At 72.4% G+C, this 22,486-nt stretch carries 20 protein-coding genes; 8 read left to right on the forward strand and 12 right to left on the reverse strand.

The features are described from left to right. The first annotated feature begins 8 nt into the window (after positions 1-8). Positions 9-2,909: a glycoside hydrolase family 9 protein gene (locus HNR20_RS22370; protein WP_229687380.1), complete on the forward strand. Its 2,901-nt coding sequence runs from the start codon at positions 9-11 to the stop codon at positions 2,907-2,909. Between the two features lie 35 nt (positions 2,910-2,944). Here HNR20_RS22370 and HNR20_RS22375 read toward each other — a convergent pair whose 3' ends face one another. Further along, positions 2,945-3,577, reverse strand: coding sequence for a TetR/AcrR family transcriptional regulator (locus tag HNR20_RS22375; RefSeq protein ID WP_184183087.1), 633 nt, complete (start codon positions 3,575-3,577; stop codon positions 2,945-2,947). A gap of 63 nt (positions 3,578-3,640) precedes the next feature. Here HNR20_RS22375 and HNR20_RS22380 point away from each other — a divergent pair, with 63 nt between their 5' ends. Continuing rightward, entirely contained in the window at positions 3,641-4,891 is a 1,251-nt protein-coding gene (locus HNR20_RS22380; protein WP_184183090.1) for an alpha/beta hydrolase, read from the forward strand. Between the two features lie 45 nt (positions 4,892-4,936). Here the strand turns inward: HNR20_RS22380 and HNR20_RS22385 are convergent, their stop codons facing one another. From HNR20_RS22385 to bioB, 3 genes are read right to left on the reverse strand one after another with little or no spacing between them, the layout of a single operon-like run. Next, complete coding sequence (locus tag HNR20_RS22385) at positions 4,937-5,443, reverse strand: GNAT family N-acetyltransferase (RefSeq protein WP_184183093.1); 507 nt, start codon at positions 5,441-5,443, stop codon at positions 4,937-4,939. A gap of 4 nt (positions 5,444-5,447) precedes the next feature. Then, positions 5,448-5,642, reverse strand: coding sequence for a biotin synthase auxiliary protein BsaP (gene bsaP / locus HNR20_RS22390; RefSeq protein ID WP_184183097.1), 195 nt, complete (start codon positions 5,640-5,642; stop codon positions 5,448-5,450). A gap of 5 nt (positions 5,643-5,647) precedes the next feature. After that, positions 5,648-6,643 carry a biotin synthase BioB gene (gene bioB / locus HNR20_RS22395; protein WP_184183100.1) on the reverse strand — a complete coding sequence of 332 codons (996 nt, stop codon included), beginning with the start codon at positions 6,641-6,643 and terminating at the stop codon, positions 5,648-5,650. A gap of 155 nt (positions 6,644-6,798) precedes the next feature. Here bioB and HNR20_RS22400 point away from each other — a divergent pair, with 155 nt between their 5' ends. From HNR20_RS22400 to HNR20_RS22415, 4 genes are read left to right on the forward strand one after another with little or no spacing between them, the layout of a single operon-like run. Next, positions 6,799-7,935, forward strand: a complete 1,137-nt coding sequence (locus HNR20_RS22400) for an 8-amino-7-oxononanoate synthase (protein ID WP_184183102.1) — start codon at positions 6,799-6,801, stop codon at positions 7,933-7,935. 55 nt (positions 7,936-7,990) lie between these two features. Then, the gene (gene bioD, locus HNR20_RS22405) at positions 7,991-8,716 is read left to right on the forward strand and encodes a dethiobiotin synthase (RefSeq protein WP_184183104.1); all 726 of its coding nucleotides are present in this window, start codon (positions 7,991-7,993) and stop codon (positions 8,714-8,716) included. Positions 8,717-8,770: 54 nt separating this feature from the next. Further along, positions 8,771-10,351, forward strand: a complete 1,581-nt coding sequence (locus HNR20_RS22410) for a sensor histidine kinase (protein ID WP_229687379.1) — start codon at positions 8,771-8,773, stop codon at positions 10,349-10,351. Between the two features lie 8 nt (positions 10,352-10,359). Continuing rightward, complete coding sequence (locus tag HNR20_RS22415; protein ID WP_184188801.1) at positions 10,360-11,025, forward strand: response regulator; 666 nt, start codon at positions 10,360-10,362, stop codon at positions 11,023-11,025. 38 nt (positions 11,026-11,063) lie between these two features. On the opposite strand, the gene HNR20_RS22420 is transcribed toward HNR20_RS22415, so the two are convergent. From HNR20_RS22420 to HNR20_RS22440, 5 genes are all read right to left on the reverse strand, one after another. Continuing rightward, positions 11,064-11,834, reverse strand: a complete 771-nt coding sequence (locus HNR20_RS22420; RefSeq protein ID WP_184183105.1) for an ABC transporter permease subunit — start codon at positions 11,832-11,834, stop codon at positions 11,064-11,066. Then, on the reverse strand, positions 11,831-12,763 hold the full coding sequence (locus tag HNR20_RS22425) for an ABC transporter ATP-binding protein (protein ID WP_184183122.1): 933 nt from the start codon (positions 12,761-12,763) through the stop codon (positions 11,831-11,833). The genes HNR20_RS22420 and HNR20_RS22425 overlap by 4 nt, the downstream gene beginning before the upstream one ends. A gap of 89 nt (positions 12,764-12,852) precedes the next feature. Continuing rightward, a complete protein-coding gene (locus HNR20_RS22430; RefSeq protein ID WP_229687378.1) occupies positions 12,853-13,701 on the reverse strand; it encodes a polysaccharide deacetylase family protein in 849 nt (282 codons plus the stop codon). A 24-nt stretch (positions 13,702-13,725) separates the two neighbouring features. Continuing rightward, the gene (locus HNR20_RS22435; RefSeq protein ID WP_184183128.1) at positions 13,726-14,919 is read right to left on the reverse strand and encodes a cytochrome P450; all 1,194 of its coding nucleotides are present in this window, start codon (positions 14,917-14,919) and stop codon (positions 13,726-13,728) included. 9 nt (positions 14,920-14,928) lie between these two features. Further along, on the reverse strand, positions 14,929-15,597 hold the full coding sequence (locus HNR20_RS22440) for a class I SAM-dependent methyltransferase (RefSeq protein WP_110566205.1): 669 nt from the start codon (positions 15,595-15,597) through the stop codon (positions 14,929-14,931). A gap of 182 nt (positions 15,598-15,779) precedes the next feature. Between HNR20_RS22440 and HNR20_RS22445 the strand changes: the two genes are divergently transcribed. Then, complete coding sequence (locus HNR20_RS22445) at positions 15,780-16,631, forward strand: hypothetical protein (RefSeq protein WP_229687377.1); 852 nt, start codon at positions 15,780-15,782, stop codon at positions 16,629-16,631. A 45-nt stretch (positions 16,632-16,676) separates the two neighbouring features. Here HNR20_RS22445 and HNR20_RS22450 read toward each other — a convergent pair whose 3' ends face one another. Then, positions 16,677-19,607 carry a M36 family metallopeptidase gene (locus tag HNR20_RS22450; protein WP_184183133.1) on the reverse strand — a complete coding sequence of 977 codons (2,931 nt, stop codon included), beginning with the start codon at positions 19,605-19,607 and terminating at the stop codon, positions 16,677-16,679. Between the two features lie 221 nt (positions 19,608-19,828). On the opposite strand from HNR20_RS22450, the gene HNR20_RS22455 reads away from it, so the two are divergent. Then, complete coding sequence (locus HNR20_RS22455; protein WP_184183135.1) at positions 19,829-21,010, forward strand: alkane 1-monooxygenase; 1,182 nt, start codon at positions 19,829-19,831, stop codon at positions 21,008-21,010. Here HNR20_RS22455 and HNR20_RS22460 read toward each other — a convergent pair. Together HNR20_RS22460 and HNR20_RS22465 are read right to left on the reverse strand one after the other, a co-directional pair. Continuing rightward, on the reverse strand, positions 20,959-21,540 hold the full coding sequence (locus HNR20_RS22460) for a TIGR03086 family metal-binding protein (RefSeq protein ID WP_184183139.1): 582 nt from the start codon (positions 21,538-21,540) through the stop codon (positions 20,959-20,961). The genes HNR20_RS22455 and HNR20_RS22460 overlap by 52 nt on opposite strands. Positions 21,541-21,623: 83 nt before the next feature. Continuing rightward, a complete protein-coding gene (locus HNR20_RS22465; RefSeq protein ID WP_184183141.1) occupies positions 21,624-22,226 on the reverse strand; it encodes a TetR/AcrR family transcriptional regulator in 603 nt (200 codons plus the stop codon). Between the last annotated feature and the right edge of the window lie 260 nt (positions 22,227-22,486).

Genomic DNA, 22,486 nt, shown 5'->3' on the forward strand with positions numbered 1-22,486 from the left:
AGCCCGCCATGCGCCACCCCACCCGGCCGGTCTCCGGCCGCCCCGGCTTGTCTCCGGCCGACCAACCCTGGCCGCGGCGGTTGCTGGCCGCCGGCATCGCCCTGCTCACCGGCCTGTCCCTCGTGGCCGCCGGGCCGGCGTCGTCGCCCGCGTCCGCCGCCCCGGCGGCGACCTACAACTACGCCGAGGCGTTGCAGAAGTCGCTGTTCTTCTACGAGGCGCAGCAGTCCGGCCGGCTGCCCGACTGGAACCGGGTCTCCTGGCGCGGCGACAGCGCGCTCACCGACGGCGCGGACGTCGGGTTGGACCTCACCGGCGGCTGGTACGACGCCGGCGACCACGTCAAGTTCGGCTTCCCGATGGCGTTCAGCGCCACGATGCTCGCCTGGGGCGCGGTGGAGTACCGCAGCGGCTACACGGCATCCGGGCAACTGCCACACCTGCTCAACAACCTGCGCTTCGTCAACGACTACTTCATCAAGGCGCACCCGTCGGCCAACGTCCTCTACGGACAGGTCGGCAAGGGCGACGACGACCACAAGTGGTGGGGCCCGGCCGAGGTGATGGCGATGGCGCGGCCCGCGTACAAGATCGACGCGAGCTGTGGCGGCGCGGACCTGGCGGGGGAGACGGCGGCCGCGATGGCCGCCTCGTCGATGGTGTTCCGGCCCACCGACGCGGCCTACGCCGACCGGTTGCTCGGGCACGCCCGGCAGCTCTACACCTTCGCCGACACGGTGCGGAAGGCCTACCACGAGTGCATCACCGACGCGACCAGCTTCTACCGCTCGTGGAGCGGCTGGCAGGACGAGCTGGTGTGGGCCGCGATCTGGCTGCACCGGGCCACCGGCGAGGCCAGCTACCTGGCGAAGGCCGAGAGCGAATACGACAAGCTCGGCACCGAGAACCAGTCCACCACCCGCTCCTACAAGTGGACCATCGCCTGGGACAACAAGCAGTTCGGGGCGTACGTGCTGCTGGCGAACCTGACCGGCAAGCAGAAGTACGTCGACGACGCCAACCGCTGGCTGGACTACTGGACCGTCGGGGTGAACGGCCAGCGGGTGCCGTACTCGCCGGGCGGGATGGCGGTGCTCGACTCCTGGGGAGCGCTGCGCTACGCGGCCAACACCTCGTTCGCCGCGCTGGTCTACAGCGACAAGACCACCGACACCACCCGCAAGGCGCGCTACCACGACTTCGCCGTCCGGCAGATCAACTACGCGCTCGGCGACAACCCGCGCAACTCCAGCTACCTCATCGGGTTCGGGGCCAACGCGCCGCGCAACCCACACCACCGCACCGCGCACGGCTCCTGGTGGGACAGCCAGACCGTCCCCGTCGAGACGCGGCATACCCTCTACGGCGCAATGGTCGGCGGTCCGTCCGCGGCCAACGACGCCTACAGCGACAGCCGGTCGGACTACGTGATGAACGAGGTGGCCACCGACTACAACGCCGGCTTCACGTCCGCGCTGGTCCGGCTGGCCTCCGAGTACGGCGGCAGCCCGCTCGCCGGCTTCCCGGTCGCCGAGACGCCGGACATCGACGAGTTGACCGTGGAGACCACGGTGATGCAGGCCGAGCCCCGGGCCACCGGGCTCAAGGCGATCGTCTACAACAAGTCGGCGTTCCCGGCCCGCGCGCTGACCGACGGTCGATTCCGGTACTACTTCCGGCCCGACGGCACGGGCCCGGTCCAGGTCACCGCCGGCTACACCCAGGGCTGCCCGTCCCCGACCACCGCCAAACAGCTCAGCGGCGACATCTGGTACGTCGAAGTGGACTGCACCGGGCACACCATCGCGCCCGCCGGGCAGTCGCAGCACCGGATGGAGGTCCAGTTCAAGATCGGCGTGCCGGAGGGCGGCACCTGGGACCCCACCAACGACCCGTCGTACCAGGCCACCGCCGGGCCGAACCGGAAAGTGCCGCTCTACTCCGGCACCACCCGCGTCTGGGGCGACGAGCCGGGCCCGGCCGTTCCGGACACCACCGCGCCGACCGTGCCGGGCAAGCCCGTGGCGTCCGGCCTCGCGCCCCGCTCGGTCACCCTCAACTGGGCGGCGTCCACCGACACCGGCGGCAGCGGCCTGGCCGGGTACGAGGTCCGCGAATTCCTGGTCGGCAACGACGTGGTGGTGAACCGGCCCGTCACCGGCACCACGCTCACCATCTCGACGTTGCTGCCGGAGCGGACGTACGAGTTCTCGGTCGTCGCCCGCGACGGCGCGGGCAACACGTCGGCGGCCTCAGCGGTGCTCACCGTGACCACGCCGCCCGCCGGCAGCGCCGACACCACCGCGCCGAGCGTGCCCGGCACCCCGGCCGCCTCGGCGGTCACCGCCACCGGTCTCACCCTGAGCTGGGCGGCGTCCACCGACAACGTCGGCGTCACCGGGTACCGCGTCTACCGCGAGGCCGGCACGACCGACCCGCTGGTCGGCTCGCCGACCGGCACCACCCTCGCCGTGTCCGGGCTGACCGCCTCGACGGCGTACCAGTTCTACGTGGTCGCCGTCGACGCGGCCGGCAACACCTCCGCGGCGTCCGCGCCGGTCGCGGTGACCACCGCGGCTCCGCCGGTCGGCGGCACCTGCACGGTGGGGTACGCCACCAACGACTGGAGCACCGGCTTCACCGCCACGGTGACGATCACCAACAGCGGCACCAGCGCGATCAACGGCTGGACGCTGCGGTTCAGCTTCCCGGGCGGGCAGACCGTCAGCCAGGGATGGTCGGCGACGGTCAGCCAGAGCGGCGCGGCGGTCACGGCCACGAACCTCTCCTACAACGGCACGATCGCGCCGGGCGCGTCGGTGAGCTTCGGCTTCAACGGCGCCCACACCGGCACCAACCCGAAGCCGACGGCCTTCACCGTCAACAACACCGCCTGCGCCGTCGCCTGAGCCGCGCCGCAACGAGATCTTGGACGGTTGCCGACTCATGAAACGCCGGTCTGCGATTCCCTTCGCTGCTCGGGGACACCGGCGGACGGCGGCGGGGTGAGCGCGCGCAGGACGTGGGCGATGAGGGAATCGAGGTGGCTGGAGTCGGGCATGCCGAGATGAAGGGCCATGCGGTGGTAGAGCGGGCCGTACAGCAGGTCGAGCGCGACGTCGAGGTCGGCGTCCGGGGGTAGCTGGCCGGTCTCTTGGGCTCGGCGGAGCCGTTCCTTGAACGTGGCGATGCGCGGTTGGATGAGGCGTTCCCGCAGGTCGCGGGCGAGGTCTGGGTCGTGCAGTGCCTCAGCGATCAAGCCGATGGCGGGCGAGTTGTGTGGCGGGGTGAGCAGGCCGATGACCTCGGTCAAGAGGGCGCGCAGGTCGGTGGCCAGATCACCGGTGTCGGGCGGGTCGACGGCGACACTCGCTGCCTCGTCGAGAAGCTCCAGGACGACCGCGCCCTTGGACGGCCACCACCGGTAGATGGTCTTCTTGCTCACCCCGGCACGGGTGGCGATGGCCTCGATGGTCAGCCGCCCGTAACCGTCCTCGCTACAGAGCTCCGCGGTGGCGGTGAGAATCGCCCGTCGGCTGCTCTCGCTGCGGCGCGCGGCGTTCGGTGCCCTGGACATCCCCCTACCTTAGTGGAAACGGAACGTGTCGTGTTGACACCGATCGCGTCCATGGTCATGATCATGGAGGAACGACACGTGTCGTTTACATTCGCCCAGACCGCGTCGGCGCCGGTGTTCGTCCTTGGAGGCTTCGTGCCCGTTGGTTATGTGTTCACTGTGGCGCTGCTCGCCTGGTGCACCTTCTTCGCCGTTGTCGCGCCGCGCCGACCCCAACCGCTGGCGACCCTGAGTTTCTGGTTCGGCCTCATCCTCAACGAGGTGCCGTTCCTGGGCATCTTGGCGCTGCTGGCCTCCACGGCACTGGCCGCCGCTCAGGGCGATCTGGAGTCATCGGGCGCCAAGGCGACGGCCGCAGTGGCGGCCGTCACCTTGGCCGGGCTGGCGGTCTCCGCCTGGCAGGGCGTACGGACCGTTCGGGTGGTCAGACAGGCCCTCGACCAGGGGCTGGGGGCCGACTGGCGAAATCGTGTGCAAGCACCGCTGCGCAGCCACCGGCCCTGGACCCGCATCCTGCTGCTACCGGGGCTCATGGGGCGGCGTGACGTGGAGCGGATCCCCAACATCAGTTACGGGGACGCCGGACGCCGGAATCTCCTCGACCTCTACCGCCGCCGTGACGCGCCGCAGAACGCACCGGTCCTGATCTACTTCCACGGCGGCAGCTTCACCAGCGGAGCGAAGAACCGCGAGGCGCGGCCGCTGCTGTACCAGCTCGCCAGCCGGGGATGGGTGTGCATCAGCGCCAACTACCGGCTGCGGCCGCAGACTTCCTTCCCCGGCCATCAGATCGATGCCAAGAAAGTCATCGCCTGGGTCCGCGAGCACGCCTCCGAGTACGGTGCCGATCCGTCGCGGCTGTTCGTGGCAGGCAGCTCCGCCGGCTCCAACCTGGCGGCCCTGTGCGCACTCACCCCGAACGACCCGGCGTTCCAGCCCGGATTCGAGTCCGCCGACACCTCGGTCACCGCCGCGATCTGCCTCTACGGCTACTACGGCTACTACTTCGGCGAGACGCCCGAGCACACGCCGTCCCCGAATCAACCATGGGACTACCTCCAGCCCGACGCGCCGCCGTTCCTCATCGCCCACGGCACCAAGGACGCCCTGGCGACCGTCGAAGCCGCCCGCGACTTCGCCGCTGGGCTGCGCCGCATCTCCTCCAACGCGGTGGTCTACGCCGAACTGCCCGGCGGACAGCACGCGTTCGACCTCTTTCACTCCCCGCGCTTCGAGGCGGTCGTGGACGGCGTCGAAGCCTTTGCCGGCTGGGTCCTGGCTGTTCCGCAGCGCACTCCCGACTCGGCCCGCTAGACGGGTGCACCGTCCGCCAGGGCGCGGAGAAGGGTGAGCTTCCGGTCACTCCACGAGGTCGTCGGCGAGCAGGTCCATCAGCAGACCGTCATGCCAGCGCCCGTCCGCGCCGCGCTCGTAGCGGCGCAGCACGCCCACCGGGCGGAAACCCACCTTCGCGTACGCCCGGATCGCGGCGCTGTTCGCCGCGGCCGGGTCGATGGTGAAACGGTGGTGGCCGTATTCGTCGATCAGGTGGCGGGCCATGGTGCGGATCGCGTCACCGCCGAGGCCGGCGCCGCGCACCGCCGGGTCGAGGAAGACGTCGAGGCTGGCGTGCCGGTAGTCCGGGTCCGGCTCGGCGTACCACTGGATCGCGCCGATCACCTGGCCATCGTGCTCGATCGCGTACACGTGCAGGTCGTCGTCGTCGAGGTCGGCCCGGACGGAGCCGGCCAGGTCGTCGCCGCCCCGCCACCACCGGTGTACCTCCGGGTCGGCCCGGATCGCTGCGAGGGCGGGCACGTCGTCGACCGTCGCCGGTCGCAGTGTCACCGCTCGCCCGCGCAGCACCGGGTCAGCCTCGCATCTCGCCGTGTTCGACGCAGACCGCCGACCAGCCGACCGGCAGCACCTGCACCTTCATCCGGCGGCGGCACTGGTGGCAGAACCGGGGCGGCTCCAACCGGCGGGCTTCCGCGCAACCCGGATGGGCGGCGCTCGCCGTCGCCGGCTCACCGCACCGGTCGCACCACAGCTCGGTCGTCGTCATGGTCGTCACAGCGTGGCAGAGAGCGCCTTGACCGGCATCTTCAACTCTTCCAGCAGGTCCAGGTCGGCGGTGGCCGGCCGACCCAGCGTGGTCAGGTAGTTGCCGACGATGACCGCGTTGATGCCGCCGAGCAGACCCTCGCGGGTGCCGAGGTCACCAAGGGTGATCTCGCGACCACCCGCGTACCGCAGGATGGTGCGCGGCATGGCCAGCCGGAACGCGGCGATGGCCCGCAGCGCGTCCTTGCCCTCCACCACCGGGCGGTCGCCCAGCGGGGTGCCGGGGCGCGGGTTGAGGAAGTTGAGTGGCACCTCGTGCGGGGCCAGCTCGGCGAGCTGCGCGGCGAACTCGGCCCGCTGCTCGACGGTCTCACCGAGGCCGAGGATGCCTCCGCAGCACACCTCCATGCCGGAGTCGCGGACCATCCGCAGCGTCTCCCAGCGCTCCTCCCAGGAGTGCGTGGTGACCACGTTGGGGAAGTACGACCGGCAGGTCTCCAGGTTGTGGTTGTAGCGGTGCACGCCCATGTCGACCAGGTCGTCGACCTGCTCCTGGCTGAGCATGCCCAGCGACGCGGCGACCTGGATGTCGACCTCGGCCTTGATGGCGGCGACGCCCTCGCGCATCTGCTTCATCAGCCGGGCGTCCGGGCCGCGCACCGCGGCGACGATGCAGAACTCGGTCGCCCCGGTCTTGGCGGTCTGCTTCGCCGCCTCGACCAGCGACGGGATGTCCAGCCAGACCGAGCGCACCGGGGAGGTGAACAGGCCGGACTGGGAGCAGAAGTGGCAGTCCTCCGGGCAGCCGCCGGTCTTCAGCGAGACGATCCCCTCGACCTCGACCTCCGGGCCGCACCAGCGCATCCGTACGTCGTGGGCGAGCTGCAGGGCGGCGGGTAGGTGCTCGTCGGGCAGGTTGAGCACCGCGAGGATGCCGGCCTGGTCGAGGCCGACACCGTCACCCAGGACCTGGGTCCGGGCCTGGTCGAGGATCTCTGGCATGGCTCGTACCCTACAAGGCCCCCCGGACAGGCGGAATGACCTGGCAGCCCGTCGACCCCTCGCACCGAGTGGATCCGTCGGGCCGATGATGGCGGGTGGTAATTTCGCCCGGCAGGTGTCGGGCTGACCGGCGCGGACGGCGGCGAGGGGTGACGGTGGCGGACTGGCTGGCGGCGCTCGACCGCCGCGCGGAGTTGCGGGCGAAGGCCGGGCTGACCCGGCGACTGCACCCGCGTCCCGCTGGCGATCAGATGACCGATCTGGCCGGCAACGACTACCTCGGCCTGGCCACCCACCCGGAGGTCACCGCCGCGGCCACGGCGGCTCTGTCGGCGTACGGGCTGGGGGCGACGGGGTCGCGTCTGGTACGTGGCTCCACCGACGCCCACCAGGCGCTGGAGGACGAGCTGGCGCAGTGGCTGGGCACCGACCGCGCCCTCGTCTTCTCCTCCGGCTACCTGGCCAACCTCGGTGCGCTGCGGGCGCTCGTCCAACCTCGGACGCTGCTCGTCTCCGACGCGCACAATCACGCGTCCCTGATCGACGGCTGCCGGATCTCCGGTGCGGAGACGGTGGTCACCCCACACGCCGACGTGGAGGCGGTCGCCGCGGCGCTGGCGGCCGCTCCGGGCCGCCCGGCGGTGGTGGTCACCGAGTCGATCTTCTCGGTCGACGGTGACCTCGCCCCGCTGACCCAACTACACGCGGTGGCGCGTCGGCACGGCGCGCTTCTGCTGGTCGACGACGCGCACGCGCTCGGTGTGACCGGTCCGGCCGGCGCGGGCGCGGTCGCCGCTGCCGGGCTGGCCGGCGAACCGGACGTGGTGATCACCGCCACCCTGTCCAAGGCGCTCGGTGGCGCGGGTGGGCTGGTCGCCGGCCCGGCCGAGTTCATCCGGCACCTGGTCGAGACCGGACGCACGTTCATCTTCGACACGGCACTGCCACCGGCGGTCGCCGCTGGTGTGCACGCCGCGCTGCGGCTGGCGCGGGTCGGCGACGACCTGCGCGTGGAGCTGTCCGACCGGGTGGGGTTGGCGGTTGGTCGGCTGCGTGCCGCCGGGCTGACCGTCTCCGCGCCGGACGCGGCGGTGATCTCGGTGACCGCCCCCGGGCCGGAGGCGGCGACCGCCTGGGCCGCCGACTGCCGGGACCGGGGCGTCGCGGTGGGCTGTTTCCGGCCGCCGTCGACCCCGGACAGCCGCTCCCGCCTGCGCCTCACGGTCAGCGCCGGGGTGCCCCGGGCGGATTTCGAGCGGGCCCTGGAGGTCATCGTGGACTGTGCCCCGTGAGCGCGAGGAGTGAGCCGGGTTTGCGAGCCCCGCAGTCGCGAGCCGAGGTGGTGCTGTGAGCGGGTGGGAGGGGCCGGTTCTGGTTACCGGGACCGACACCGAGGTCGGCAAGACCGTGGCGACCGCGGCGATCGCGGCCGCCGCGCAGGCTGCCGGGCTGCGGGTGGCCGTGGTCAAGCCGGGCCAGACCGGTACGGCCGGCGGTGAGCCCGGTGACGTGGACGCGGTCAACCGGCTGGCTGCCCCGCTGACCGGGCGGACCCTGGCCAGTTACCCGGACCCGCTCGCCCCGCTGGCCGCTGCCCGGGTCGCCGACCTGCCTCCGTTGGAGTTGTACGCGGCGGTGGACGCGGTCCGTGACGAGGCCGACAAGCACGACCTGGTGTTGATCGAGGGCGCGGGCGGGTTGCTGGTTCCGATGGGGCTGCGTCCGTCGGGTGAGCCGTGGACGATGGCCGACCTGGCGGTGTCGCTCGGTGCACCGGCGGTGGTGGTTGCCCGAGCCGGGTTGGGCACGCTCAATCACACCGCGCTGACGTTGGAGGCGCTCGACCGGCGTGCGGTGCCGGCCGGTGTGGTGATCGGGGCCTGGCCGACCAGGCCGGAGCTGGTGCACTGGACCAACCTCACCGACCTGGTGCCGAATCTGCTCGGCGCGCTGCCGGACGGCGCCGGCGCGATGGATCCGGGCGTGTTCCGGCGCTCCGCGCCGGGTTGGCTCACCCCGGCCCTGCACGGGGTGCTCGACGACTGGCGGGTCTGGGCCGAGGAGAGCGGCTGAAGACCTGACTTTCGTCGGTGTCCGCGCAGGTCGGGCCTGGGTAGCCTGACGGCCGTGCGGATCCTCGACCTCTCGCTGCCAGGTTGGGCGGAACGGTGGCGTCGCCCACTGCTGGACGCGTTGCTCTGGGCGGTGGTCGCGGCCCCGGTCGGTTACGCCGGGTTCAGCCCGCCCTATCCGCGGTACTCGTTGCCGCTGGTGCTCGGCAAGCTGCTGCTGCTTGGCGCGGCGGTGGTGGCGAGTCGACGCGCGCCGTTGGTCGCCGTCGTGCTGGTGGTGCTCGGGTCGGTTGTCGACGGCAACTTCGTGTTCGCCATCCCGGTCTTCAGCTATCTGGCGGGGCGGCGCAGCGCGACCGTGGCCTCGGCGGCCGTGGTCTTCGTGTTGATCGTGGGCGGCGGCACGGCGCTCAATCTGGGGTTGCTCGGCACCGGCGCGGCCACCTGGTTCCTGCTCGCCTCGGTGCTGCTCTTCGCCGCGGTGTTCCCCTGGTTGGTGGGCCGGTACCGGCTCCAGCAGCAGGAGTTGGCCCATGCGGGTCGTCGCCACGTCGAGGCGCTGACCCGCGAGGAGCGGGGTGCCGCCGAGCGGATCCGGTTGCGGGAACGGGCCCGGATCGCCGGGGAGATGCACGACTCGCTCGGTCACGACCTCAGCCTGATCGCGTTGCGCGCCGCCGCCCTTGAGGTCGCCGCCGACCTTGACGACCGGCACCGGGCCGCGGCGGGGGAGTTGCGGGCCAGCGTCTCGGCCGCGACCGAGCGACTGCACGAGATCATCGGGGTGCTCCGCGAGGAGGGCGGCGCGTCGGTGCGGCCGAGCGGGGAGACCGTCGCCGACCTGGTTGACGGTGCCCGGGAGGCCGGCATGGCGGTACGGATGGACGCCGCCCCGGCGGTCGCGGACCTACCGGCGATGACCGGCCACGCGGCCCACCGGATCGTCCGTGAGGCGCTGACCAATGCCGCCCGGTACGCGCCGGGTGCCCCGGTCGACGTGCGCCTCGCCCGTGACGGTGACCGGGTCGAGGTGAGTGTCGTCAACGGCGCCCCGCCGGCTGGGCCGTTGCCCGCGCCGACGTCGCAGGGCAGCGGGTTGCTCGCCCTCGCCGAGCGGGTCCGCCTCGCCGGTGGGACTCTCGACGCCGGCCCACGCGACGACGGCGGGTTCGCCCTACGGGCGGCGTTGCCGGTGAGCGCGCCGCCGTTGGAGGCGATCGAGATGGTGGGCCCCGGGCTGGGTGTGGCAGCACGGCTCGGCGACGGCAAGCCCGGTCCGGTGGAGCGGCCGGCGGATGCGGAGCGGCGGCTACAGGACGCCCGCCGACGGGTCCGGCGCAGTCTCCTCGTGGCGCTCGTGGCACCGGCCGGCTTCGCCCTGGTGCTCTCCCTCGTCTACTACCCGGTGGCGACCGCCGGGACGGTGCTGGACCGGGCCACCTTCGACCAGATGCGCGTCGGCACGGCCAGGTCGGAGTTGAACGGTCTGCCTCGGCGGCAGTTGGAACGCCCCACATTGGCCGACCGGTCCGACTGCGAGTACTACACCGACGGCAACTTTCCCCTCGCGCAGCCGACCTGGCGGCTCTGTTTCACCGATGGCCGGCTGGCCAGCAAGGAGTGGATCGCGCAGTGAACACCGACATGGCCGGGGCACCGCCGGTCCGGGTCGTCCTGGCCGACGACGAGGCGATGATCCGGGCCGGGGTCCGGGCCATCCTGTCCACCGACCCCGGCATCGAGGTGGTGGCCGAGGCCGGCGACGGGCACGCGGCGGTGGAGCTGGTTCGCGCGCACCGGCCTCGGGTCGCGTTGCTGGACATCCGGATGCCGCGGCTGGACGGGCTGGCTGCCGCCGCCGAGATCCGCCGGGTCGTGCCGGAGACGGCGACGATCATGCTGACCACGTTCGGCGAGGACGACCACGTGGCCCGGGCGCTCGGGCACGGCGCCAACGGGTTCCTGCTCAAGGCCGGCGATCCGCGTGAGCTGATCGCGGGTGTGCACGCCGTCGCCGACGGTGGTGCGTACCTGTCGCCGAAGGTGGCCCGCCGGGTGATCGAGCTGGGTGCCGGGAGGCTGGCCCGCCGGCCCGTCGCGCGGGACCGTACGGCCGGGCTGACCGAGCGGGAACGGGAGGTGCTCGCCCTGGTCGGGGCGGGGCTGTCCAATGCCGAGATCGCCCGCCGGCTGCACCTGGTGGAGGGCACCGTGAAGAGCTACCTGACCAGCATCTTCACCCGGTTGGACGTGCGCAACCGGGTGCAGGCGGCGATCCTCGCGTACGAGGCGGGGCTGGTCGACGGCTGAGCGGGGACCGGCGCGGTCCCCGCTCAGCCGGTACGCCGTTACGCGTCGCGGCGGCGCAGCGCGGCCCGGCCCAGCAGCAGCGCGGCACCGGCCCACCCGGCCAGCAGGAGCAGCCCGACCAGGCTCGGGTACGGCTCGGTGTCGCCCGCCATGAAGTGCCCGCCGGCAACGCCGGGGAACACGTCGGCGATCCGGTTCAGCACATCGATGTCCGGCTCCTGCAGTGACAGCGGCACGATCATCAGGGTGGCGATGAGCACGGTGATCGTGAGCACCGCGCTGCGTAGTGCGGCGCCGAGGCCCAGGGCGAGGACGCCGACCAGCGCCAGGTAGATCGCCACCGCCACGATGTCGCCGAACGTGCCGGCGGCCGGGGCGCTGCCCCACTCGCCGAGCACCGGTCGGGCGACCAGGGCGCCGATGCCGCCGAGCAGCAGCCCCAGGGCGAAGGTGACCGTGCCGGCCACTGCGGCCTTGGCCAGCAGCACACGACCGCGTGACGGGGTGCACTGCAACGTCGTGCGGATGGTGCCGCTGGTGAACTCGGCGGTGATCGCCAGCAGGCCCAACGCCAGCACCACGTACTGGGTCAGCTCGACCGAGTCGATCAGCACGCTGCCGACGGTGACGATCCCCCGGTCGTCGACCGGGTCGTCGTTGGTGTTGGCGTTGGCGGCGTAGATGGCCAGTTGGCCGGCGCTCGCGGCCATCACCAGCAGCCCGGCCAGGGCCGTCCACCAGGTGCTCCGCACCGAGGAGAGCTTGGTCCACTCGGCGGCGACGGCGCCACCACGGATGCTGGTGCTCATCGCGTCCCACCTTCGGTCAGTCCACCCGCGTACTCGACGCTGTCGGCGGTCAACTCCATGAACGCCTGCTCCAGCGACGCGCCGTGCGGGCTCAGCTCGTGCAGTCGTACACCCAGCTCGTATGCCAGGTCACCGACCTGGTTCGCGGTGGTGCCGGTGACGGTCAGCTCGTTGCGGTCGGCCGCCTCCACGGTGGCGCCGGCGGCGGTGAGCCGTGCGGCCAGGGCGGCCAGCCCATCCGGGTGCGGGCTGCGGACCCGTACCGCGACCGCGCTGCCGGCGATCACCTCGTCGACTGGTGCGTCGGCGAGCAGTCGTCCCCGGCCGATCACCACGAGTTCGTCGGCGGTGAGCTGCATCTCGCTCATCAGGTGGCTGGAGACGAAGACCGTGCGCCCCTGGTCGGCCAGTGAGCGCATCAGCTGCCGTACCCAGCGCACCCCGTCCGGGTCGAGGCCGTTCACCGGCTCGTCGAACATCAGCACCGGTGGGTCGCCGAGCAGCGCGCCGGCGATGCCGAGCCGTTGGCCCATGCCGAGGGAGAGGGTCCGCCCCGGTTTACCGGCGGCCCGGGCGTCCAGCCCGACGGTGTCCAGCACCTCGTCGACCCGGCGGGTGGGGATGCCGTTGCTGCGGGCCATGGCCAGCAGGTGCGCCCGGCCGGACCGGGTCGGGTGGAGGGCTCGGGCGTCGAGCAGAGCGCCCACCTCGTGCAGGGGTCGGCGCAACTCCCGGTACGCGCGCCCGCCGATCAGCGCCTGCCCGGCGGTGGGGCGGTCCAGCCCGAGGATCATCCGCATGGTGGTGGACTTGCCGGCGCCGTTGGGGCCGAGGAAGCCGGTGACCCGGCCGGGCGCGATGTCGACGGTCAAGGCGTCGACCGCGACGGTCGCCCCGAACCGTTTCGTCAACCCACGTAATGTGATCATGCGCTGACGCTAGGCGCGCGGCCTGCTGCCGCGCCGCGCCCGAACGACACCACCCGGCACTGACTTTCGTCAGGTGGGCGGCTGGTTGGTCACCGTACGTAGTCCTCCAGTAGTGCCGGCGTGAGCCCGGCTCGGTGGATCGCCTTCAACGCCGCGAGGAGGTCGTCCATCAGGGCCGGCCGGAAGTGCATCAGCAGCACGTCGCCGGGGTGTACCACCTTCTCCGGGGTCTGGTAGCGCACCTTCCCCTCGTGGACGGTCTCAGTCCAGTGGAAGACCGCCTTCGCGCCGCAGTCGTGCGCGGCCTGCAACGTGGTGGTGTCATGTTCGCCGAACGGGGGCCGGAACAGCGTCGGGCGCTTGCCGAACAACGCTTCCAGCTTGTCCGCCGCACCGCAGATCTCCTGCTTCTGGTGGTCGTACGACCGGCCGGCCAGCGAGGTGTGCCTGATCGTGTGGTTCTCGACGACCCCGCCGGCCACCTCGATCTGCCGGAAGTAGACGTCGTGCTCCTCCGCCGCCGGCGAGTTCAGGAACATCGTGACCGGGATGTGCGCCTGCCAGATGAAGTCGGCCACCGCGGGCGGGCGGGCCAGGCCACCGTCGTCGATGGTGATGAAGGCGACCTTCTGTTCGGTGGGCAGGCGATGCCAGATCGGGGCCGGGCCGGTCGCCGGCAGCTGTACCGGTTGCGGTGGTGGCGCCTCGGGGAAGGTCGGCACCTGGGACACGTACCACTCCAGGGTCCCGGGTGCGGGCTTCGCCGTCGGGGACGGCGAGGTCGACGGCGTCGGGGGTGGGGCGGACGGGCTCGGCGGGCCCGCGGCGACCTGGCGGGCGTGGGCCGCGTGGCCGGGGCCGGCTGTGCAGCTACTCAGCGCCAGGATGGCCGGAAGCGTTACCGCCGCGACGATGCGGCGCACGGGGGCTGACAACACGCCCGGAAACATATCGGGTCAAGGTCAGGATCGCGCCCCCTCGGTGCTGCTCGCCCGGGCGGGGGCGATCACGAAGGCGTCGGGCATCCGGAAGGTCAGATTGTCCGGGCACCAGGGCGGGCGGACCACGGTCACCCCGTCCAGCAGCGGCGCGGCCTCGGCAACCACCACGGCCGCCTCCATGCGGGCCAGCACGTCACCGACGCAGCGGTGCGCGCCCGCCCCGAACGCCAGGTGTCGGCGCGATCCGCGCTGACCCGGGCGGAACTCGTCGGGCGACTCGACGACCGCTGGGTCCCGACCAGCGCGACCCAGCCAGAGCACGAGGCTGCTGCCCGCCGGCACTGCCGTCCCACCCAGCGTGGTGTCCGTCGCCGCCACCCGCCGCCAGGTGACGATCGGCGGTTCCAGCCGCAGCCCCTCCTCCACGACGTCGGCCACCGCGACCTCGCCGGTGCGCAGACCGGCGCGCACCGTGGGCTCGCCGGCCAACCGGTGCAGCAGCAGGGTGAGGAACTGCGAGGTGGTCTCCTGCCCGGCGACCAGCAGGAAGAAGAGCGCGCCGACCACCACGTCCGGCGCGTGCCCGGCCGCGCGCAACTCGGCGGCCAACCCGCCGCCGGTGGCGGCGAAGTCGCGCAGTACGCGGTGGAACCGGCCCACCTCCGCGGCGAGTGCCACCTGCCGGTCGGGGTCCAGCGGTGCCCAGAACAGTTCCAGCGCGGCGCGGGCGAACTCCTTGACCGCGTCGACCGGAGCGTCCGGCAGCTCGACCAGCCGGGCCAGCACCAGCAGCGGCAGGTCGGCGGCGAGGTCCGCGTACAGGTCGACCGGCGTGCCGGCGGCGAGGGTGGCGCCGATCTGGGCGACCCGGTCCCGGACCAGCGTGGTGAGCCAGGGCTGCTGCGCGGCGACCCGGGCGGGGTGCAGGGCGTCCGCCACGATCGCCCGGATCTGGGGATGGTTGGCGCCCGAGTTGTTCGCCAGGGTCGGCGGCAGCCGGAACCGGTGCCCGGCGAGCACCCGCAGCGCGGTCGCCGGCATCGGTGTCACCGCGTCCAGCGCGTTGTCCGGTCGGTAGGTGACCGGGTCGGCGAGGACCTGACGGACCAACGCGTGCCGGGTGACGAGCAGGTGGGTGCCGCCGACGTGGTCCGGCACCCGGGCCACGTCCGGCCATGCGGGGTCGGTCACCTGCGCCCAGCTGCGGAACAGCACCCGGACACGCTAGCTGGAGGCCCCCGGCAGCCCGGCCCGCAGACGCCAGACGGTGGTGCGCTTCACCCGGACACTCTCCAGCGCCTCCGGCACCGGCACGTCGTACGCCGCCAACTCGTCGAAGCGGTCCCGGGGCAGGAAGGCCCGGCCGGGGTCGCCAACCAACGCCGGTGCGCCGGCCCGGGTGGCGCGGAGCAGGAACCGCAGGACCCGGCGGGCCATCGCGTCGCTGTAGAAGACGTCGCCGGCGAGCACCACCTCGGCGTCCCCGGCGTCGGAGTCGAGGATGTCGCCGAACTCGGCGTCGACGCGTACCCCGTTGGCCTCGGCGTTGAGCGCGACCGCCGCCACCGCCAGCTCGTCCACCTCGACGGCTCGCACCGACGCGGCGCCGGCACGGGCGGCGGCGATGGCCACCAGGCCGGAGCCGGAGGCAAGGTCGAGCACCCGGCGGCCGGCGACCAGCTCCGGGTGGTCGGTCACGTAGCGGGCGAGTGCCTGCCCGCCGGCCCAGGCGAACGCCCAGAACGGCGGCGGCCGGTCGGTGGAGAACTCGCCCTCGGTCAGCTCCCACAACCCGATCGGCTCGTCGGCCTGATGCAGCCGCACCTCGGGGACGAAGGGGACCGGGGTCAGCCGGGCGTGCAGCCGGACGAACGCGCTGGAGAGCTCGGACACGTCGCTGATTGTCCCAGCGGGCCGACTCCCGGCGTGTCGCGGGGGAGCGGTGACCGGTTCACCACCGTCGGTGAAAACCCACCCTGTCCTTGCCGTCGGGTGCGAACACACCCGTCTGGTCGGGTCGATGCCCCGCTTCTAGCGTTGCGGGGTGGGGGCAACCGGAGGCGAGGACGGCGGTGGTGACGGTGTGGCGGTATGCGCTGAGGGCAGGGGTGGTGCTGGCCTGCCTGAGCGGGGTGGGGTTGGCCCTGCCCGCTCCGGCACAGGCGGCGTTCACCACCGAGCTGAGTGGGCTGCCGGCCCGGTTCACCGCCGGCGAGCAGGCGCGCACGGTGTCCGCCGTCGTCGCTCGGACCGACCGGCGCGGCGGCTGCGTGAAGGTGCGCTGGTCGATGGTGCTCAGCGTCCAGGGCGTCCGACTCGACCAGGTGAAGATGGATCGGGTGGAGGAGACCGGGGACTTCCCCCTGGACGTCCGGACCGAGGGCAACGTGGCCCGGCTGACCGACCGGCAGCTCGACCCGGGCACGCTCTGCCCGGGCCGCACGGTCACGGCACGCTACCGGGTGGCCTTCGACGAGGACGTCACCCAGGGCCGGGTCACCCTCGCCGCCGAGGCGTACGACGCCGACGCGCGTCTGCTGGCCCGGCAGACGGCCACTCGCTCGGTGGTGGGTGTGGGCGGCGCCCCGACCGGTACGCCGAAGCCGAAGGCCACTCCGCCGCAGCCCAGCGACCCGGCGAGCGCGCCGGCCGAGGAGGAGAGCACGTCCGTGGAGGAGCCGATCGGGGACCAACCGGTCGACGCCGCGGCACCGCCGCCCGGCCGCCCGGTCTCGCAGTCCGGAGGGTTCGGGGCGGTGCAGGCCGCGTTCCTGCTCGGCGGGCTGCTGCTCTCGCTCGGGATGGGGTTGCTGCTGCGGCTGCGTCACCTGACCCGCGCCGCGGGCGACGAGGTCGAAGGCCCGCCCGTGGACCGGCGCTGGGAGCGACCGGCCGCGGCCGACCGTTGGCGACCGGCCCGCCGCTGACCGGGGCCGTGAGGGCCGGCGGACATCCCGCCGGCCCTCACGGTGTCACTTGGAGAACGCTTGGAACTCGGCGATCCTGACCTGGTTCCGGGCCGGGCTGGCGGTCGCGCAGTCCGTCGTCGTGGCCGGGTCGTCGTCCTGCTCGCCCGCGTACTGCGGACCGCCCGTGCACTGGCTCGCCAGCACCTCCAACCGCAGGTGGGTGGCGAGGGTGGTGGGCACCGCGAACGTCCGGAGGTTGATGTCCCGGCTGTAGGCCCGGTACGCCCCACCGGGGAACGCGTCGCCCGCGCTGGTGTAGATCCGTTGCCAGCGTGCCGGGTCGGCGCAGTCGGTGGTCGTCGCGTTGCAGGCGGACACGGCGAACGAGCGCAACGCGCTGAGCGCGTTCTGACTGCCGGTGTCGGCGTCGCCGGTGATCGCCGGGCGCAACATCGCGCTGACGTTCACGCGCTTGACCACCTGTGCGGCGTCCCCGGGCAGCGCCACGGTGAGCTGCCGGCCGGCGACCCCGTCCAGAGAGGCCCAGTTCGTCGACTCGGTGTCGTCGACGATCCGGTCCAGGTTGACCCCGTCGCCGCTGACCGTGGCACCGGACGCGGTGGACGCGAGGTTGCGGCTCATCCGCAGGTCCACGTACCCGCTCTGCCCGGCCTTGGCGTTCACGCTGAGCCGCTGGTGCCCGAAGCCGGGGGCCACGGCGAGCAGGTCGTACGTGCCGGCCACCAGTTCCACGGTGTCCGGGATCGGCGTTGCCGGGTCGGTGTCGGCCACCGGCACGGCCCGCGCCTCGTACGCCCCGACGTACACCCGGATCGGCGCGTCGGCGCTGTCCCCGCGCGGGCGCAGGGTGAGCGTCGCGTTGCCACCACCCGGCGAGGCGAAGCTCGGCGTCGGGTCGGTGTCACCGGCACCGAGGGTGACGGCGTCCCGGCCCATCCCGGAGCGGGCGAACTCGGCCCAGATCAGGTCCTGGTTGGCGCCGCCGAAGCGGAGCAGGTCGGCGGTGAGCATGTTGTCCCGCATGTCGAGCATGCTGACCTGGCTGGCGGCCTGGAGCAGGAACGAGTCGAAGACCAGTTGCGACCAGCGCCGGTTGCCGGGGCACTTGTCGGCGGCGACCTTCCCCTGCGCGCATTCGAGCTGTCGCTGCGGGGTGCCGAGGCCGTACCGCTTGACGAGTGCGGAGCGGACCCGGAAGTTGGTGGCGCCCCAGATCTCCCCGTCGGCGTGCACGGCCGGCCCGCCGGTGTTGTAGCCGATGTCGGAGTAGTTGAGTGGGCTGCGGCTGAGGTCGTAGTTGCGGATGCCGCTGACCAGGTTGCCGGTGACGTAGCCGCCGGTCACGAAGGGCGTCTCGCCGGGTGCGCGCAACCCGTGCTGGAAGAGGTATTCGGCGGCGAGCAGGTCACCCCACGACTCGCCCATCGCCCCGCCCTGGTGGCCGCCGATCCCGCTGTCCGGGCCGGCGATCATCCGGTTGGTGATCGCGTGGGTGTACTCGTGGCCGATCACCGTCATGTCGTAGTCGCCGTCCACGCACGGCGGGTACGGTCCGCCGGCCAGCGGCTGCCACAGGTACATGTTGGTGGTCGGCGGCTGCCCGTCGCGTCCGGTGCCCTGGTTGGCGTTGTTCCGGTTGCCGGTCAGCGCGCCCTGCTGGGCGCGGCCCTGCTCGGCGTCACCGCCCAGCCCGTTGGGGGTGAGGTTGACCGCCTGGAGGTTCCACGCCGACTCGGTGAAGCCCAACTGGTACGACCAGTCGTGCAGCCGGTTGTGCATGGCGAAGAGGTTGGCGATCGAGGCGTCCGCGTCGTTGCGTTGGGCGGAGGTGAACACGTTCGGGTTGCAGCGGGCCTGGTGCCACTGGTCGGTGAAGGGGTATTCGTAGCGGCGTTCCGGGCTGGTGGTGGCCGGAACGATCGGGGTGCCCGCACCCCAGGAGAGCACCGTGTTGGCCGAGTTGCCGCGCGAGGTGAAGGTTGACGTGCCGGTGGCCGCGTCGACATCCCACGGTTGGGCGGTGGCCGGGTCGCGGAAGGCAGCCTGGCAGCCGGGCGACGGGTCGCCGCACCAGCGCACCCGGGGGTCCTGCCCGGGGCCGAGGTCGCGGGGCGGGGTAGCCGGGAAGACCGCCCAGCTCGGGTTGTCGGAGTCGAAGTCGACGAGGTCCTCCCGGACCAGCACGTGCCCGGTGATGCCGTCCACGTAGCTGGTGAACGCGGCCGGCTGGTCGGTGTCCGCACCGATCATGGTCACCTCGTAGGCGGCCCGAGGCCCGTCCAGCGGGGTGGGCACCGCCACGGCTCGCACGGTGTGGCTGGCCACCGCGCTGGCGGTCAGCTTCGCCTCGGCGAGCGCGGCGGCATAGGCCTGCTCGGCGGTGCGGGTGGCCGGTGCCGGGGCACCGGTGTTCCGGGCCAACGAGGAGCTGACCGAGAGCACCGTGCCGCCGGCGACCGCGATGGTGACGAGGCCGTCCGGCCCGGCGGGCAGATCGCCGAAGCGCTGCCGGAGGGTGACCACCGTCCCGCTGCCGATCGGCCGGACCAGCACCCGTTCCATGCTGGCCACCGCGGCGGCGTCCATCCCGAACAGGTCGCGGTTGGCGGTCAGGTAGGCGCGGGCCGCGGCCTCCGGGTCGGCGGACAGCCCGCTGGCCAGCGGGGTGCGGCCGGGGCCGAGCGCCTGCGGGGTGCCGAGCCGGTTCCAGCGGACGTCGGGATCGGCGGCGCGGGCCAGGCCGCGCTGACGGGCGTCGGGTGCCGCCGTACCGATGCGGTTGTCGACGTCGGCGGGTTCGTGCCCCTCGGCGAACGGTCCGGACCGGCGCTCGGCGGACGGTGCGCCGCCCGCGGGGGCTGCGGTGCTCGCGCTGGTGGGGAGCAGCGCGGCGACCGTCGCCGTCGTCGCCAGGACGGCGATGAGCCGGCGTCGACGCCGGCTCATCGGGGGTGACCATTCCGGTTGTGGCACGGGACCTCCTCGTGGGAGCGGGATGGCCGGCGGTAGCCGGCCGTCATAGCGCGGTGACGCATGTGCATCTGTGGATATCAGTCGATCGTGGTGGCGGCAAGGTCCAGAAGCCCCGATGCGCCATCGGATCGAGATAAGTGGACTTTACAAAAAATGCCCTCTTGTAAAACGGTGCGACCGCTGCCACAGTCGATGTCAGGACGCGAGGGCGGAGGCTGACCATGACCGTCGATGCCGATCTGACCGTCGAGCCCGCCGCCTGGCGGGACCCGCGCAGGCCGCTCTGGCCGCTGGCGCTGCTGGTGCCGGCGCTGCCCTTCGTCGGTTTCGCCGTCTGGCGGGCCGGTGGCGGCGCCTGGGCCTGGTGGCTCACCCCGGCCGTCGTCTTCGGTCTGATCCCGGTGATCGACCTGCTGCTCGGCGACGACCGGCAGAACCCACCCGAGGAGGCCGTGCCCCGACTGTCCGCCGACGGCTACTACCGCTGGCTGACCTACCTCTACCTACCGGCCCAGTACGCGGCCCTGGTGCTCTGCGGCGCGGTGTGGACTCGCGGCGCACTCTCGCTGGCGGGCGCTGCCGGCCTGGTCGCCACCGTCGGTGTGGTCAACGGCATCGCCATCAACACCGCCCACGAGCTGGGCCACAAGCGGGAGCGGGTGGAGCGCTGGTTGTCCAAGGTGGCCCTGGCGCCGACCGGCTACGGGCACTTCTACGTCGAGCACAACCGTGGCCACCACGTGCGGGTCGCCACCCGGGAGGATCCGGCCAGCTCCCGGCTGGGGGAGAGCTTCTGGGCGTTCTGGCCGCGTACCGTCTTCGGTAGCCTGCGCTCGGCCTGGCGGCTGGAGAGCAGCCGGTTCCGCATCCGCGGCCGGTCACCCTGGACCCACCGAAACGACGTGCTCAACGCCTGGGCCATGACCCTGCTGCTGTACGCGGCGCTGTCCCTGGCCCTCGGCCCCGGGGTGCTGCCGTTCCTGCTCCTCCAGGCGGTGGTCGGTTTCTCCCTGCTGGAGGTGGTCAACTACCTGGAGCACTACGGGCTGGCCCGGCAGCGCAACGCCGCCGGCCGCTACGAGAAGGTCGACCCGCGGCACAGCTGGAACAGCGACCGCACGGTCACCAACGTCTTCCTCTTCCAGCTCCAACGGCACAGCGACCATCACGCCAACCCGCTGCGCCGCTACCAGACCCTGCGCAGCTTCGACATCTCACCGCGGTTGCCGGCCGGCTACGCCACGATGGTGGTGGTCGCGCTGGTGCCGCCGCTGTGGCGCCGGGTGATGGACCGTCGGGTGCTGGCCCACTACGGCGGCGACCGGGCGCGGGCCAACGTCCACCGCCGAGGTCAGTCGCCCGGCGCCCAGTCCGGGTCGCGGCCGAAGGCTGCCAACAGGTGATCCTGCTCGTCTGCGTCGTCGGGCACCCGCACCCCGCTCCGGACCAGGTTGTTGCGCCGGTAGTTGTCGATCTGGCCGGCGAACCATCCGGAGGCGGCGCGCACCACGGCCGGATCGAAACGCGGCTGCGCCCCGATCGCCACCGCCACGTCCCAGCCGTGGATGAGATGTTCGGCGAGGAGTTGCTTGAGGTATTCCGCCGCCGGGGTCTCGCCGCTGGAGAGGTGCACGGTGCGGTCGATGGTGCCGGGATGGGTGGCGGCGATCTCCGCCTGCGCGGCCGCCTCCCGCGCCATCGAGATCGGGTCGGTGCCGAGTTGGTCGCCGTCGAGCCGGTCGCCGACCTCGTCGATGGTCCGGCCGGCGAGCAGCGGAACGCTCCACCGGTCCTCACGCACCACGTGGTTGACCAGCGCGCGTACGTCCCACTCCGCGCAGGGTGTCGGGTCGGACCACTGGCCGGGCTCGACCTGGTGCACCCGGTCGATGAATTCGGCCAGGCTCCGGCGGTACGCCTCCAGCAGATCCATGCTGCCGATTGTTCCGGTCCGCGCGGCGGGCCGAGCCGTTTTGCCCGGCCTGGTGCGCTGAGATCAGCGCCTGGCCGCCCGGCTCAGTCCAGATCGGCCAGGTCCAGGCCGAGCTCCCGAGCCGTGACCAGGCGGACCCACTCGCCGAACTGTCGGCGGGAGATCACCCGGTCGTGCACGGCGAGCTGCACGGCAAGGCCGTCCATCACCGCGCTGATCCGCCAGGCGGCGCCGTCCGGGTCGGCGCACTGGAAGGTGCCGTCGGCCACCCCGGCGGAGATCACCGCCGCCAGGTCCTGCCGCCAGCGCAGGTCGAGTCGGCGGGAGACCTTCTCCAATTCCGGGGTACGCAGCGACTCGGACCAGCCGTCGATCCACATAGACCACGAGGTCGCCCGTCCGGCCGGGGTGTAGAGCTTGAGGATCCGGCGGAGCTTGGTCAGCGGCGGGGCCGAGGAGCGGGTCACCGCGTCCAGTCGAGCCAGATCCTGCTCGACCGCGTACGCGAAAGCCTGCGCGAGCAACCGTTCCTTGGTGGCGAAGTGGTAGAAAACCAATGCTTGACTCACCCCGGCGGCCTGCGCCACGTCCGCCGTCCGGGTGTTGGCCAGACCCCGCTCCACGATCACGTCGCAGGCGGTGCGCAGCAGGGCATCCAGGCGGATCTCGGCCGCACGTCTCGTCACGACGGTTACCGTAGCCCATTCGAGTGAACACGAACAGTTACCGCCGCCGTCCGATCCGCGATGCGACAGTCGGAAGCCGGACAATTCCTGGGGCTATCGTCGGTCGTTCCTTCAAGAGATGTTCGTCGAGGTCCGCCGCGAGTGGTCGGCGCGCGTACAGGTCCGTCGGCCGGCATCCGGGGCGGCGGTGGTGTTCCTGGCCTGGCGGCGCCGGAATGTGACGGTCGGTGACCCGTCGAGTCATCAGACCAGCCGCCTAG

The organism is Micromonospora parathelypteridis (assembly GCF_014201145.1).
Classification (GTDB): Bacteria; Actinomycetota; Actinomycetes; order Mycobacteriales; family Micromonosporaceae; genus Micromonospora; species Micromonospora parathelypteridis.